The organism is Rhodoferax ferrireducens T118, assembly GCF_000013605.1.
Taxonomy (GTDB): domain Bacteria; phylum Pseudomonadota; class Gammaproteobacteria; order Burkholderiales; family Burkholderiaceae_C; genus Rhodoferax; species Rhodoferax ferrireducens.
Genome location: NC_007908.1, coordinates 1,216,113 through 1,229,679, shown reverse-complemented (window position 1 = coordinate 1,229,679; position 13,567 = coordinate 1,216,113). Strand labels below are relative to the sequence as shown.

The 13,567-nt window shown below is 56.4% G+C and carries 12 protein-coding genes and 3 pseudogenes; 9 read left to right on the top strand and 6 right to left on the bottom strand.

Annotated features, from left to right (window positions below):
• Nucleotides 1-5 precede the first annotated feature (5 nt).
• The 3 genes from RFER_RS05730 to RFER_RS05720 form a co-directional block, all read right to left on the bottom strand.
• Nucleotides 6-2,561: a heavy metal translocating P-type ATPase gene (locus RFER_RS05730; protein WP_011463451.1), complete on the bottom strand. Its 2,556-nt coding sequence runs from the start codon at nt 2,559-2,561 to the stop codon at nt 6-8.
• 93 nt (nt 2,562-2,654) lie between these two features.
• Complete coding sequence (locus tag RFER_RS24510) at nt 2,655-3,038, bottom strand: heavy-metal-associated domain-containing protein (protein ID WP_011463450.1); 384 nt, start codon at nt 3,036-3,038, stop codon at nt 2,655-2,657.
• 147 nt (nt 3,039-3,185) lie between these two features.
• On the bottom strand, nt 3,186-3,386 hold the full coding sequence (locus RFER_RS05720) for a hypothetical protein (RefSeq protein WP_041790232.1): 201 nt from the start codon (nt 3,384-3,386) through the stop codon (nt 3,186-3,188).
• A 280-nt stretch (nt 3,387-3,666) separates the two neighbouring features.
• Here RFER_RS05720 and RFER_RS05715 point away from each other — a divergent pair, with 280 nt between their 5' ends.
• The 3 genes and pseudogenes from RFER_RS05715 to RFER_RS23350 all read left to right on the top strand — a co-directional run.
• Nucleotides 3,667-4,158 (top strand): ATP-binding protein, encoded by a 492-nt coding sequence (locus RFER_RS05715; RefSeq protein ID WP_244095813.1) that lies wholly within the window; start codon nt 3,667-3,669, stop codon nt 4,156-4,158.
• Nucleotides 4,159-4,321: 163 nt separating this feature from the next.
• Nucleotides 4,322-4,786 carry a DUF4148 domain-containing protein gene (locus RFER_RS05710; protein ID WP_011463448.1) on the top strand — a complete coding sequence of 155 codons (465 nt, stop codon included), beginning with the start codon at nt 4,322-4,324 and terminating at the stop codon, nt 4,784-4,786.
• A 102-nt stretch (nt 4,787-4,888) separates the two neighbouring features.
• Nucleotides 4,889-5,027: pseudogene (locus tag RFER_RS23350) on the top strand (IS66 family transposase); the annotation flags it as partial.
• Between the two features lie 101 nt (nt 5,028-5,128).
• Here the strand turns inward: RFER_RS23350 and RFER_RS05705 are convergent.
• Both RFER_RS05705 and RFER_RS05700 read right to left on the bottom strand, forming a co-directional pair.
• The gene (locus RFER_RS05705; RefSeq protein WP_011463447.1) at nt 5,129-6,298 is read right to left on the bottom strand and encodes an IS4 family transposase; all 1,170 of its coding nucleotides are present in this window, start codon (nt 6,296-6,298) and stop codon (nt 5,129-5,131) included.
• Nucleotides 6,299-6,394: 96 nt separating this feature from the next.
• A pseudogene (locus tag RFER_RS05700) lies at nt 6,395-6,694 on the bottom strand (SOS response-associated peptidase family protein); the annotation flags it as partial.
• A 302-nt stretch (nt 6,695-6,996) separates the two neighbouring features.
• Between RFER_RS05700 and RFER_RS05695 the strand changes: the two are divergent.
• From RFER_RS05695 to RFER_RS05680, 5 genes and pseudogenes are all read left to right on the top strand, one after another.
• Nucleotides 6,997-8,622, top strand: coding sequence for an ATP-binding protein (locus RFER_RS05695; RefSeq protein ID WP_011463446.1), 1,626 nt, complete (start codon nt 6,997-6,999; stop codon nt 8,620-8,622).
• Nucleotides 8,525-8,908 (top strand): annotated as a pseudogene (locus RFER_RS25090) (response regulator transcription factor); the annotation flags it as partial. The gene RFER_RS05695 and the pseudogene RFER_RS25090, both read left to right, overlap by 98 nt.
• Nucleotides 8,909-9,220, top strand: coding sequence for a LuxR C-terminal-related transcriptional regulator (locus RFER_RS25085; protein ID WP_244095860.1), 312 nt, complete (start codon nt 8,909-8,911; stop codon nt 9,218-9,220).
• Between the two features lie 198 nt (nt 9,221-9,418).
• On the top strand, nt 9,419-9,736 hold the full coding sequence (locus tag RFER_RS05685) for a hypothetical protein (RefSeq protein ID WP_041790227.1): 318 nt from the start codon (nt 9,419-9,421) through the stop codon (nt 9,734-9,736).
• A complete protein-coding gene (locus RFER_RS05680) occupies nt 9,733-10,983 on the top strand; it encodes a putative Na+/H+ antiporter (protein ID WP_011463444.1) in 1,251 nt (416 codons plus the stop codon). The genes RFER_RS05685 and RFER_RS05680 overlap by 4 nt, the downstream gene beginning before the upstream one ends.
• Nucleotides 10,984-11,279: 296 nt before the next feature.
• Here the strand turns inward: RFER_RS05680 and RFER_RS05675 are convergent, their stop codons facing one another.
• On the bottom strand, nt 11,280-12,284 hold the full coding sequence (locus RFER_RS05675) for a sodium:calcium antiporter (RefSeq protein ID WP_011463443.1): 1,005 nt from the start codon (nt 12,282-12,284) through the stop codon (nt 11,280-11,282).
• Nucleotides 12,285-13,204: 920 nt separating this feature from the next.
• Here RFER_RS05675 and RFER_RS05670 point away from each other — a divergent pair.
• Nucleotides 13,205-13,495, top strand: a complete 291-nt coding sequence (locus RFER_RS05670) for a co-chaperone GroES (RefSeq protein ID WP_011463442.1) — start codon at nt 13,205-13,207, stop codon at nt 13,493-13,495.
• Nucleotides 13,496-13,567 lie beyond the last annotated feature (72 nt).

Here is a 13,567-nt window from a genome sequence, read left to right as displayed (position 1 = left end):
TCCGCTCACTCGGATGGTCTCTTGTCGGGCTCCTGGTTTTTGGGTGCACCCGAAGCCTTGACTGTTTCTTCGGGTGCGGGTTTGTCAGGCACCACCGCAGTTTCCGCAGTCTTGCCAGGCTGAGTGTTGCCAGCCAGTTTGGTCCGCTTCAAGCGCAGCGCATTGCCAATCACCGAAACCGAACTCAGGCTCATGGTCAGGGCCGCGATCATGGGCGAGAGCAGCCAGCCGGTCAGCGGATACAGCACGCCGGCCGCAATCGGAATCGCCAACCCGTTATAGAGCAGGGCGAACAGCAGGTTTTGCTTCATATTGGCCACCGTCGCTTCGGAGAGCAAGCGCGCGGTGGCGAGCGCGCGCAAATCACCCTTGATCAACGTAAGTTGTGCACTGTTCATGGCCACATCGGTGCCGGTGCCCATGGCCACGCCGACATCCGCTTTGGCCAACGCTGGTGCATCGTTGATGCCGTCTCCGGCCATCGCCACGATGCGTCCTTCTTTTTGCAGCTTTTCCACCAGCAGAAGTTTGTCAGCGGGCTTCACTTCGCCATGCACCTCTGCGATGCCCAGTCGCGCCCCCACGGCCTTGGCGGTGGTTAGGCCGTCGCCAGTGGCCATCACGATGCGCAGGCCGGCCGCTTTTAAAGTCGCCAAGGCTTCGGGTGTACTCTGCTTGATCGGATCGGACACCGCCAGCAGGCCGGCCAGCTTGCCATCGACCGCCAGATGCATGACGCTGGCACCTTCAGCACGCAAGCCTTCAGCCTGCGACATGAGAGGCGCAACCGAGACATTGATCTGCTGCATCATGGTGCTATTGCCAAGGGCAAGCTGCTGCCCCGCGACCTGAGCGCGCACGCCGATGCCCGAAGCGGATTCAAAGTTTTCCGGCTTGTCCAGCGTCATTCCACGCTCGCGCGCTGCGCGAACGATCGTCTCGGCCAATGGGTGCTCGCTGCCCTGGTCCAGGCTCGCGGCCAGGCGCAGTACCTCGTCGGCCTCAAACCCTGCCGCAGGGACCGCCCGATCGAACGCCGGGTGCCCCTCGGTCAGGGTGCCGGTCTTGTCGATGATGAGGGTGTCAATCTTGCGCAGGTTCTCGATCGCCGCCGCGTCGCGGAACAGCACACCGCGCGTGGCCCCCAGCCCGGTGGCCACCATGATGGACATCGGCGTCGCCAGTCCCAAGGCGCAAGGGCAGGCGATAATCAGCACCGCCACCGCGTTGACGAGGCCGAAAACCCAACTCGGCTCCGGCCCGAACAGCCCCCAAACAGAGAAAGTCAATACGGCAATGACCATGACGGCGGCGACAAAGTAACCAGCCACCACATCAGCCATGCGTTGCATCGGCGCCCTGGAGCGTTGCGCCTGGGCCACCATTTGCACGATCTGCGCCAGCATGGTGGCGGACCCCACTTTTTCGGCCCGTATGACCAGGGCGCCACTGGTATTGAGCGTCGCACCGATCACCTTGTCGCCCAGTCGCTTGCTCACCGGCACGGGTTCCCCAGTCAGCATGGATTCATCGACCGCGCTGCTGCCCTCGGTCACGGTACCGTCCACGGGCACTTTTTCGCCCGGACGCACGCGCAGGGCATCTCCGACGTGGACGTTGCTCAGGGGCACGTCTTCCTCAGTGCCATCGGGAAGAATGCGACGCGCCGTCTTGGGGGCCAGTCCGAGCAGCGACTTGATCGCCGCCGAGGTCTGGGACCTGGCCTTGAGTTCCAGCAGTTGGCCCATCAGGGTGAGCGAAATGATCACCGCCGCCGCTTCAAAATACACCGCAACCCGTCCCATGGACACGAACGAGGCCGGGAAAATCTGGGGTGCCACGGTGGCCGCAACGCTATAGATGTAAGCAGCACCGGTGCCCAGACCGATCAGCGTCCACATGTTCAGGCTGCGTTTCACCACCGACTGCCAGCCACGCACAAAGAAGGGCCAACCAGCCCACAACACAATCGGTGTTGCAAGAACCAGTTCAACCCAGCTCTGCACCCCCCCATCCATCCAATGCTGAAAATGGCCAAACATGGCCAGGACGAAGACGATGACTGTCAACGGCAGGGTCCACCAGAAGCGACGTGAGAAGTCGCGTAACTCCGGATTTTCATCGTCATCGAGCTTGGGCAGTTCGGGCTCCAGCGTCATGCCGCACTTGGGGCAGTTGCCGGGATGGTCCTGGCGAATCTCGGGGTGCATCGGGCAGGTGTAGATTGTGCCGGCGGCGGTCGGTTCTACTGCTGGGGCGGCAGGCGCGTCCGGGGCAGTTTCCGTCACAGGGGCGTTAGATGTAGACGGCGGGACGCCCTGTGTTGTATGGCCTTCACCGGCAGCAGCGGCTGGTGCGACGGATTCGTAACTGTGCTGGCGCACGGCCGACTTGATATCGCCGACTTCCAGCTGGGTTTCGTCATAACGAACGGTGGCGTTGCCCGCCGCGTAATTCACGGTAACGCTTTTGACACCGCGCACCTCGCCAATGCGTTTTTCGACTTCCAGCACGCTCAATACCGACAACATGTCGCGCACCGCAATAACGCTCGTCTTCATCGTATCTCCTTAGTGGCCAAGTCAATTGCCAAATGCCCTTGTTTGGGGGCAGCACCCGCCTCCTTGTAGCAATTGGGCAAGACGAGTGCCACCCTAAATCTTGTCCGAAGCCGCCTGGCCCTCTTGTTTGTTGCCTGCAAGATCGGCGGGCCCAGGCGTGGCTTCGGGTGTTGCGGCCAACGGGGCTGGGGCAGGTGTCGGTGCCGTCAACGGCACCGCTTTGTCTTGTCGTACGGCGGTTGCGGAATCGGCTCTCACCGAGGCGCTCGGCACGACGGGCTCATACCCACGCTGGCGCACGGCCGACTTGATGTCGCCGACCTCAAGTCGCGTTTCGTCGTAGCGCACAGTGGCGCTCCTCGCAGCAAAATTCACAGTAACGCTCTCGACACCTGGAACCGCGCCAATGCGTTCTTCCACTTCATCCACGCTCAATACCGAGAGCATGTCGTGAACTTCAATAACGCTTGTTTTCATTCTGTTTCCTTATCAGTGTTCCTATTCAAAATGCGCTGTTGCCACCATGATCCTGGCCAGTCTGCGGGTGCACCGGGAAGGTATGGATCGTGCGGTCGGCCACGGCGTGCCGGCGAGTGTCCAAAACGGCAGGGTTGCGGCCTTCGCCTATTTATCGCCTCGTTTGACGACCCATGCCACGAGGGCGACCACGACGATCAGCAGCAAGATCATCGACCCCCCGCCGTAGCCACCCATCCAGCCGGTTCCCCAGGTACCGCCGTTCATCATGTTGCCGCCTTGCGCCAACGAGACGCCGGTGGCCAATAGAGACACCGCACCAACACCCGTAGCCCGCAAGTTCTTCATAAATCTTCCCCAATAAAACCTAATAATCAATATATGTCGAAATTCGACCAACGTCCGTGCGGCAGCACACGCAAAATTGCATTAAGAAATGCGAAGGGATCTGCTCCCGTTCTTGTCCCCCACGCAGTGTGCAAAGTTGTTCCCCTCAACGCCAGATTACATTCCTGTTATCCGCCACGCACCGAGGTGCAGGCAGCGCGTGCGGGGCGGTGATGCGTACCGAGGAATTCTGGAGTCCAATGCCGAAGAATTCGAGCGCATGGCCCGCATGATTTCAGACATGCTGCTGCTCGCCAAGGCCGAAAACGGTCTGGTGGTCCCGAGCCGACAAGTCGTCCATCTGGCAGCAGAGGTTCAGACACTGTTTGACTACTACGATGCAGTAGCTGAAGAAAAGCATCTGCAGTTCAGGCTTGAAAGCGATGGCGAGGTCAGCGCAGACCGGCTGATGTTGCGCCTGGCACTAGGCAACCTGCTCTCTAACGCTGTGCGTCATTCGGCGGTGAATACGACCATCCAGGTCAACATCTGGTCTAGCGCGGACGCCATCTCGATTGCGATGAAAAACACCGGCGACACCATTCCTGCGGAATATTTGGATCGTGTCTTCGACCGCTTCTTCCGGGTTGATCCGTCACGACAACGTAGCATCGAAGGCACGGGGCTGGGCTTGGCCATCACCAAGTCGATTGTGCTGGCCCATGGCGGCAAAACCGCCGCCTCCGCCGACGGTGTGACCACTTTTACCATCTCCCTGCCACGCGTCGCCTGACACACATTACTGACCACTTTGTAATTTTCCCGTCATGTCCCTGTCTGGGGCCGCTTTCTATAGTTCACTCATATCGCAACGAAGCGATAGAAGCTGGACAAGACGGTACACGATGACGACCGACCTGCCCGGAATTGTTTAACAAGCTTTGAAAGGAATCATCATGAAAACCAAATTTGCCGCCATTTCCCTGGTCCTCGCCTCTGGCCTGATCGCTGGCACCCCAGCTCTGGCCGGTGTCACGCGCGAACAAGTGAGAGCCGAACTGGTCGAAGCCATTCGTACCGGCGACATGCCTGCCAATGGAGAGCAAAGCCGCAAGCTTAATGAGTTGTACCCGAGTCTCTATCCAGCAAAACAAGTACGGGCGAGCCTCACGCGTGAACAAGTAAAAGCCGAGCTGACCGAAGCGGTCCGTACTGGTGACATGCTGGCTAATGGAGAGCAGAGCCTTAAGCTCAATGAGCTGTACCCGAGTATGTATCCCGCCAAACAGGTGCAGGCGAGCCTCAGTCGCGAACAGGTGAAGGCCGAGCTGGCCGAATCCATTCGCAGCGGCAATTACATGATTTCGGACAATGGTCAAAAATGCAACGAGGCGCACCCCAGCATGCATCCCGCTGGGTGAGTCTGGGCTGGCGTGACGCTGCCAACGTGGGCTTTACGCCAGCCACGGCCCGTGCTGATTCACATTGGATTGTTGCGGTCTTCCTGACGACCCGCCCTCATAGCGGGTTCAGCCACGGCCAAAGCGTTGGATTACAGCCTGCGTCGCTGGTCTGCGCTGACGCGTTTCCTCTCCGACGGTCAACTGACGGTGGACAACAACCACATCGAAAACCAGATCCGTCCGACTGCCATCGGGAGGAACTATCAGAGGTCAGTTTTAATGTACGGCAGTCACCGCAGAAGGGTCTCCCTCCTGTGTCAAACAGCTTTGTACCTTACACCAGTAGTGTCCCAACGTTCTTCAGAGGAGAGCGAGCTGATTGGGCTCGAAATCCGGCTCTGAATTCGTTGAGGGTGGCATAAGTAGTTGATTAATCGGGATAGTTTCAAACATGGACAGGCTCAAGATTTGTAATATTTCATACAGGCTGTGATGATCAAGACGCAGACGTTTCTTCGTGATGGCGATCAACAGGTAAGTCGATATGGCAATCCATATCTGCGTCTTGACCGCGTTCTCGCTGGTGCCAAAGAACACCTTGATGCGCAGGTGCTGCTTGATCCACTTGAAGAACAATTCGACCTGCCAGCGCTGGCGGTAAAGATCGGCGATCAGCTCGGGCTTCAAGGCAAAGTTGTTGGTCAAAAACACCAGCCGTTTTCCGGTGTCGTCCTTGACCACCACCCGGCGCAGCGTCGTGGGGTAATCCTTGCCTGCATAGTAGGTCGTGAGCACGCCCGTTTGGTCGCACAGCACAGTGGTATTGATCCGATCGACCGGATGCGAGTAGCGCCGTTTGAATTTGGTGTTGCTTTTGGCGCGCGTCACAAAGAAGGCTTGTGCCTCGTGAATCACAAACAGTCGTGCGAAATCGAGATAGCCCCGGTCCATCAGGCAAAACGCCCCCGGCTCCAGCACCAGATCGTCCATTACGTTGACCTCGTGCGTCTTGCCGTCGGTGATGTGAATGAAACTGGGAATATTGCCGCGCAGGTCCAGAAGTGTGTGCAACTTGATGGCCGCCTTGGTCGAGCGAAACGGTGCCCAGGCAAAAACAGACTGACACAGGTCGATGGTGCTGGCGTCGAACGCGTAAACCGCAGCGTCGAGTTCCAGCCCAAACGGCTCCGTGGCATACAGGGGACGCGCCAAGCCAATCAGATGCTGGGCGAAGTCGGCATAGATCTGCCATCGCCGTGTGGCGTTCGCGTTGGCCAACGTATTGCGCGAAATCGTCTGGCAGCGAAACCCCATGTGGTACAGCCGACGCACCTGAGCGCGAAGGTTGACTTCGATGTCGCGCAGAGATTCGCGGTAGGTCAACTGCGCGAATGCCATGGCGAAGAACTGATCCAGACACGAGAAGTCTTTGACCTTGTGTTCGCCACGGTGGTCGGCCACACAGCGACGAAACGTGCTCAGCGGCACATAGAGCATGAGTTGCGCAAATACGAGCTTGCCTTGGTGCATAGGGGTTTTGGTCGGAAATCCGCGAAAAACCCCAAGTCTGACTTTCGACGTTCAAATCGAGACCAGACTGAAACACCAAATTCAACAAGCAAATCATTAACTTACGACGCCCTGATATTCAAACGTTGGAACATCCAGGATGGCGTAGAGTGCTGCGAGATTGGTCGGGTCTGGATTCAACCAAGCGTCGATGTTTTCAGGCCTGATCGGAATGATGCAGCGGTCGTGACCAGCGGCTGCATCTTCTTCTGGTGGCTCATCCGTGATGGCAGCAAAGGAGTAAAGGTCATCCCATGCGTCGCCTGTCCAGTGCGACCACAGGCAGGCGACCAACATGTCCTGTACTGGTCGTGGCTTGAACTCCAGGATCACTTTCTCTGTTTGCGCGCCACTTGCGTTCTTCACTTTCCCCGCCCCACGGGGTGACGTCTTGGCTGCACTGCGACTCGCACGCTTCGCGGATCGCCTTCGTTCGTTCTGCAATCCCCTTCGGACACTGCCGTGTTTCGGCCGCACCAAGGGTCGGGGACTAGCCCCAATTTTGACCAAAACACTGCACTGATTAAAGTATTGTGACAAATATTGCCTCAGGCATTTGCTTTGAAGCCAGCATGGGATGCTTCAAATTCAGCAGCATCTGACAGAAACGGCACTCCCACAATCAGGCGATCGTTCGGATTCGAGGGAAAATCTACTTCATGACAAACATTGGTCTGACCCAGCCAAACCGAACTTCACATCGAATTCCATGGCTTATGGGTCTGGGCTACATATTGGTTTTTTTGCTGCTCGACTGGGCGAGCTACATACGGCCTTTTCAAGGTCTCAATATCACGCCTTGGAATCCGCAGCCGGCGCTTGCCGTCGCATTGCTGCTGTTGAACAGGCGCTGGCTGTGGATTGTCTGGGTAAGCCTGATAACGGCTGAGCTGGTCGTGCGCGGAAATCCAGCCGACTGGCTCGTGGTATTGACATCAACGGCCGCGCTCAGTCTGGTTTACGCTGCCATTGCCCATAGCTTGACAACCCGAATGGATCGCGCGCTGGCCTTGGCCACACAAAGAGATCTTTTGTGGTTCACTGGCATCGTCGTGACTGGAGCACTGCTGAGCGGTGTGGTCTACATCACAGCATTCTCAGTGGCAGGTCTAGGGCCGAGTGGTCCAACCTACGAGCCGATCGTGCGGTATTGGATTGGCGACGCCGTGGGTCTAATCGTGCTGCTGCCAATGCTTCTCGTTGTAATGGATCCCCTACGTCGGGCCACACTGGTCGAAACGCTTAAAAGCCGTCAGTGGTGGGCCGTCGCTGTTCTAACGTGCTTGCTCCTTTGGGTCGTGTTTGGTCCAGGTGGGCAAGACCATTTCAAATACTTCTACTTACTGTTTGTGCCTGTTGTCTGGGCATCAGCCAAGCTGGGGGTACCTGGGGCTGTGCTTGCCTCGGGCCTGACCCAGTTGGGACTGATCTTCGCCGTGCAATCGGTACCCAACGAGGACCTGACGGTGTTCGAGCTTCAGGTGCTGATGGCCGCAGTTACCATGACAGGTTTACTTCTTGGCGTTGCCGTTGATGAAAGAACTCGCGCAGCCGCTGAACTTCGAGGCAGCTTGCGCATGGCTGCGGCCGGCCAGATGGCGGCGGCGCTGGCCCATGAATTAAGTCAACCCCTTACAGCACTGAGCAACTACGCCCAAGCCTGCCAAATGCTCGTAACCGACGCACCCGGCCTACAACCGGATCATCGTGACCAATTGGTCGAAGTTATGCAGCGGATGGTTGACGATGCCAACCGTGCTGGTAATGTAATCAAGCGTTTGCGCGACTTTTTCAGGACCGGATCCACACATCTGCACTTGGCCTCACCAACGGCAATCGTCGAAGAAGCAGTGCAAGTTCACCTTCGCCGGGCCGACGCCCTGAAACTGCGTATGGAAAGCCAAATTCAGGACAACTTGCCGATGGTATGGATGGATCCTATCCAGATCGCTGTGGTACTGCGCAATTTAGTCACGAATGCCATAGACTCTGCCGCGGCGACAAGAAACGGCGACCTCGTGGTGATTCGGGCGTGCGTCACCGATGGCGAGTTGCTGATCGAAGTTCGAGACAATGGCCCCGGCGTCGGCACGGCTCGCCTGCAAACCCTGTTTGAGGCCGGACCTTCAGACAAGCCGGGCGGCATGGGAGTTGGTTTGAGCATCTGCCGCGCGATTGTTGAAGCCCATGGGGGCAGACTCTGGGCGGAACCGGGCTCAGAAGGCTGCTTCCGCTTTACGCTGCCAGTGGAGAGCGAAAACCATAGCGAAGTTAAAAATGCATAAGGAAACTGTGTTCATAGTCGATGATGATGCATCGATTCGAGATTCGTTATCACTCTTGTTGAGTCTGCGCGGATTTGCAACTGCGCTGTTTGCCAATGCCGAGGACTTTTTGGCGGCGCTTCAGCCCGATTGGCGAGGCTGTGTGGTGGTTGACATCCGAATGCCCGGCATGTCGGGGCTAGAGCTTCAAAGGTGTCTGCGAGAGCGCGGTCCGAGTTTGCCAGTCATTGTCATAACAGCGCACGGAGACGTCGCCGCGGCCCGACAGGCGTTTCTGGCAGATGCCGTGGACTTTATTGAAAAACCTTTTGACGGCAAGCAACTTCTGGGTGCGATCGAGAACGCCCTGTCGGGCTTTCGCGCCCTTGACACTGCACAGGCTAGAGCTGCTTTCACCAAACCAACGCTTGGGCAACTCTCGATACGCGAGCGTGAAGTGATGACATTGATGGTTAAGGGTCTTCACAACCGTCGCATCGCTGAGACGCTTGGTATCAGTCCCAGAACTGTTGAGGTCCACAAGGCACGGGTGATGGAAAAACTCGGCGCGCAAAACATTGTCGATCTGGTGCGATTGGTTGATAAGGGCTTGACCTGACGCCATTGATCGATGAGCGACTCTGTTGCGTATTGACCTTGCTTACATCCCTTACGGGGTAGCCCTTACGTTGGTTCACGAATATCGCTAAACGGCATAAATTGATAACCTCCGGTCCGCTCATAAGGAGGTTTAGGTGTTCGGTAAACAGGTATTTTTTAAAGAGGATGGCTGGCTCTCAAATGTCCAGGCTCGTCAATGAACCGGCTGTGGCTGGTGTTATTGCCTGAACTCCGGAAGTTTCCTCAGGTTAAGCAGGACAAGGCGCTTCAAAATGCGCGCGATTGCGAACTCGAATCGTCAGAACTTGTCGGCATTGCGGTCTGGCTGGTGCTCGTGACTTCGCTCACGAAATACCTTTTAACTAAAGCCTCATTGTCTAGCGACCCCTCAGCAACGCTAGCAGTGAACATCGTAGTTGATGTCCCACTACTGGCTGTGGTGTTCGTCCCAATCCATATTCGCCGCTTGCGCCGCGGTCTTCGTAAGCAACTCGACCAGCAGGGACGGCTATGAATGCGATCCAATGGGTCGGCGCGGGCCTCTTCACCGTGGCTCTGGTGCATACGTTTTCCACAAAATTCTTCGAGCGCATGGCACATCGCGGACCGGACCATGCCGGAATGTGGCACTTGCTCGCAGAGGTGGAGGTAGTCTTCGGCTTCTGGGCCATGGTGTTAATAGTAGCCATGGCTGTTTTACTAGGTAGACAAGCGGCAACCGACTACTTGGATTCACGGAACTTCACTGAGCCCATGTTCGTGTTCGCGATCATGGTAGTAGCAGGTAGCCGGGCGGTGCTGGACATGGCACGCACCAGTGTGAACATCATCGCCAGATTTATCCCACTTAGCGGAGGGATGGCGTTCTACTTCGTCGCGCTGGCTTTCGTGCCACTGCTCGGCTCGCTGATAACCGAACCGGCAGCGATGACCTTGGCCGCCTTGATGCTGCGAGACAGGATTTATGGTTCCAGCATATCGACCAAGCTCAAGTACGCCACCTTGGGGGTGCTTTTCGTCAATGTGTCTATCGGGGGCACGCTTACGTCGTTTGCAGCACCGCCGGTACTGATGGTGGCATCTAAGTGGAACTGGGACAGCTGGTACATGCTGGGTCATTTTGGCTGGAAGGCTGCGCTGGCGGTAGCGGTCAACGCGCTGGTAACAACACTCATTTTTAAGAAGGAACTATCGCGCCTGCCCCGAACGTCACAGAGCAGAAGTGCGAAGTTACCCGTCTGGGTAGCCTTGCTGCACATCATGTTCCTTGTCGGCGTGGTTGTATTCGCCCACCACCCTGCGGTTTTCATGGGACTCTTCTTGTTCTTTATGGGTTTTGCGACCGCCTACCCTCAATTCCAGGACCGACTCATCTTGCGCGAAGGCTTGCTGGTGGCGTTTTTCCTCGCCGGATTGGTGGTCCTTGGTGGCCAGCAGCAGTGGTGGCTTGAGCCACTTCTGAGGAGCATGGACTCGACCACCGTCTACTTTGGTGCAACCGCACTAACTGCGGTGACCGATAACGCCGCACTGACCTATCTCGGCTCGCTGGTCAGTGGTCTGAGCGACGAGTTTAAACATGCGCTCGTGGCCGGCGCAGTGACTGGCGGCGGCCTGACGGTTATTGCCAATGCACCAAATCCGGCGGGCTTCGCTATTCTGCGAGGTCATTTCGAAGACGAGGCGATCCATCCCATAGGACTGTTGGTGGCCGCGCTGCCGCCAACCCTTATGGCCGTACTGGCGTTTCGGCTACTTTGAAGAAAAACAACATGTTTCGGCCTTAGTGGGGAGCAATTGCCGACATGGTGGTCAACCCTGTCGGCCTAATTCACATTTGTTCTTGCGTTGGCATTCGCGATTGCAGCCCTCGCGCTGCTGGCTGATCCTTTGGGGCAGGAAGGCGGAAGTCGCTCGTGGATCCGACCTGAGGAAATCGACGATTGGAGTCGTGAATTTCATTTGGATGTCTATTACACCTTCGTCAAGATGGGCTGCTGATTGCGGCACCGCCCCAATCGCGGGTGGTTGTGCCCCCGTTTCGTGTGCTTTGAATACTACTGTCCATGTAGGAATTGAATCGCCGCATTCAACAAGTACAAGGCCAATAGCGACAGGCTGGCCCAACTGGCAATATGCCAGACCCGCGACACTGGACGATAAGCCAGGGACACAATCACAACGCCGCTCATCAAACAAGCGGTAATAGCCGACACAGCATGCACTTGCGACACATGCGCATAGATGGCGCCAGGCAGGTACGCAAAGTCATCGATTGCCAGAATCAGCACGTCGAACAGATTGCTGCCCAACAGATTGCCAATCGCCATATCGATCGCGCCTATGCGGATGGCACCCCAAGTGGTGGCCAGTTCTGGCACGGAGGTGGCAAATGCCACAAAGAGCGTTCCAACGAAGGAATTCGACCAGCCCATGAGGCGGGCCAACTCCACGCCGATGATCGGTAACCAGATGCCCGCGCCCACAATCGTGGCCGAGGCCACGCCATAGCCCATCAACGCGGCCTTGAGGGTCATGTCCGGTTGTTTGGCCACGAAGAGGCTGGAGCGGCGCTGCTCTGTCAGGTAGAGCGCTCGTATCGCCACCAAATACATCACAAAGATCATCACGCTGGCCAAACTGACATGCCCGATGGAGGGCATCATGCCCTGCGTGGTCAGCAGCACCGCAAGGCACACACCCGCCAGCAGAATGACACCAAAGCCCGCCGACACGATATGTTCACTATCCGCCAGGGCGTAGATAGCGCCCTTGCGATAAGTCACATCAATCATCGCAAGAATCGCCAGGTTGAAAACACAACTTCCGAGGACGTCACCTACGGCAATGTCGGGCGCTGCTGCGACTGTCACCGCGCTTAAGCCCGTGACCAGTTCCGGCAAGGATGTGACGGTCGCCAACAAAATCAGGCCCACCCAGTTGCGCGAAAGACTGGTGTGCGTGGCAATGGCATCCCCATAACGGCTCAGGCGCACACCGGCGACACCAATCACACCCACGCACAAGCTAAATTGCAGCCAGATCAGAACGACGGAGTCCATAACGTCTGAAGATAGGGGGTGTTGATGATGGCCGCAACGACAATTGACAACTTAAAGTTCAATGATGATGCCCGTGATGAAGTCGGACACGCACACTTTTTGGATAGATAAAGCGTTTTCTTACTTTCCAACAGCTAGGGCGGCCACCGCACGCGGCGAACGATGCCTCTGACAGGTGACCAAGACTGCCAATGAATTTAGATTCCGGAAAGCAGCCGCTGGTCAATACCAGCTGCGTTGCTGTCAACGATTTTCCTTCTGCCACCATCAGCAATGCGGATTGGTCGCCGATTGAGTGACAGCTGTCTGGAACGCTGAGCCAAATATTTTCCTGTTTCCCGTAAGGTGCCACCCGTGAGCACCCGGTACTGGTTGGTGGCGCGTGTACGAATTTGCGATTGGGTTCCCACGGAACCGCCCTGCCAAATACAACATCAAGTGGTGCTTTCAATGTAAGGTCTCGGGCAGGTATTTTGGTCGTCTGAATTTCCGCATTCGGCACTTTTCGACCAGTCCGAACTTGGGATCAACCTGCAAAACTATAAAAAACTACAAATTTGTTATTTGAATTCAATAACTTAGATACGATTTTCGATCTCAACCGAGTTCAAAACCTTCTGAACATCGACACGCAAGAGACCTTTTTCAGACTTTGACACCGTGGCCAAGACCGAGCGTAATCAAGTTTTTCAAACTTTGACACGGTGTTTCAAACATTGACACCGAAAACCTGCGCTCTGCAATTAGTTTTGCCCGTTGCTTCTTGAAAGTCTGGCAAATGCCCTTATCATTAGCACTCGTAAGAGTTGAGTGCTAACAGGCTTTGACCCTCTCAGAATTCTCTCTTCAAGTTAATGAGCGCCAACTTGTCGGTTGGCACTCTTGATTTTTAAACTCTGTTTCAATACCAAGGAGCTCCCATGAAACTTCGTCCCCTGCACGACCGCGTGATTGTCAAACGCGTTGAAAACGAGACCAAAACCGCCTCTGGCATCGTCATTCCGGACAGCGCTGCTGAAAAGCCTGATCAAGGTGAAGTGCTGGCCGTGGGCCCTGGCAAAAAGAATGACAAGGGCGAAATCAGCCCCATGGCAGTCAAGGTCGGCGACCGCGTGTTGTTCGGCAAGTACAGCGGCCAAACCGTCAAGGTGGCTGGCGACGAACTCCTCGTGATGAAAGAGGATGATTTGTTTGCTGTGGTCGAGAAGTAATCCATACTAAATCAATAGCTGGTCACGCAGTATCCATGCGGGCTGGCGGCTAATTCAACTTAAATTTTCAGG

Bases quoted from the DNA above. Each gene is read 5' to 3' on its own strand.
- RFER_RS05730 (WP_011463451.1), bottom strand. From the start codon at position 2,561: ATGAAGACGAGCGTTATTGCGGTGCGCGACATGTTGTCGGTATTGAGC.
- RFER_RS24510 (WP_011463450.1), bottom strand. From the start codon at position 3,038: ATGAAAACAAGCGTTATTGAAGTTCACGACATGCTCTCGGTATTGAGC.
- RFER_RS05720 (WP_041790232.1), bottom strand. From the start codon at position 3,386: ATGAAGAACTTGCGGGCTACGGGTGTTGGTGCGGTGTCTCTATTGGCC.
- RFER_RS05715 (WP_244095813.1), top strand. From the start codon at position 3,667: ATGCTGCTGCTCGCCAAGGCCGAAAACGGTCTGGTGGTCCCGAGCCGA.
- RFER_RS05710 (WP_011463448.1), top strand. From the start codon at position 4,322: ATGAAAACCAAATTTGCCGCCATTTCCCTGGTCCTCGCCTCTGGCCTG.
- RFER_RS05705 (WP_011463447.1), bottom strand. From the start codon at position 6,298: ATGCACCAAGGCAAGCTCGTATTTGCGCAACTCATGCTCTATGTGCCG.
- RFER_RS05695 (WP_011463446.1), top strand. From the start codon at position 6,997: ATGACAAACATTGGTCTGACCCAGCCAAACCGAACTTCACATCGAATT.
- RFER_RS05685 (WP_041790227.1), top strand. From the start codon at position 9,419: ATGAACCGGCTGTGGCTGGTGTTATTGCCTGAACTCCGGAAGTTTCCT.
- RFER_RS05680 (WP_011463444.1), top strand. From the start codon at position 9,733: ATGAATGCGATCCAATGGGTCGGCGCGGGCCTCTTCACCGTGGCTCTG.
- RFER_RS05675 (WP_011463443.1), bottom strand. From the start codon at position 12,284: ATGGACTCCGTCGTTCTGATCTGGCTGCAATTTAGCTTGTGCGTGGGT.
- RFER_RS05670 (WP_011463442.1), top strand. From the start codon at position 13,205: ATGAAACTTCGTCCCCTGCACGACCGCGTGATTGTCAAACGCGTTGAA.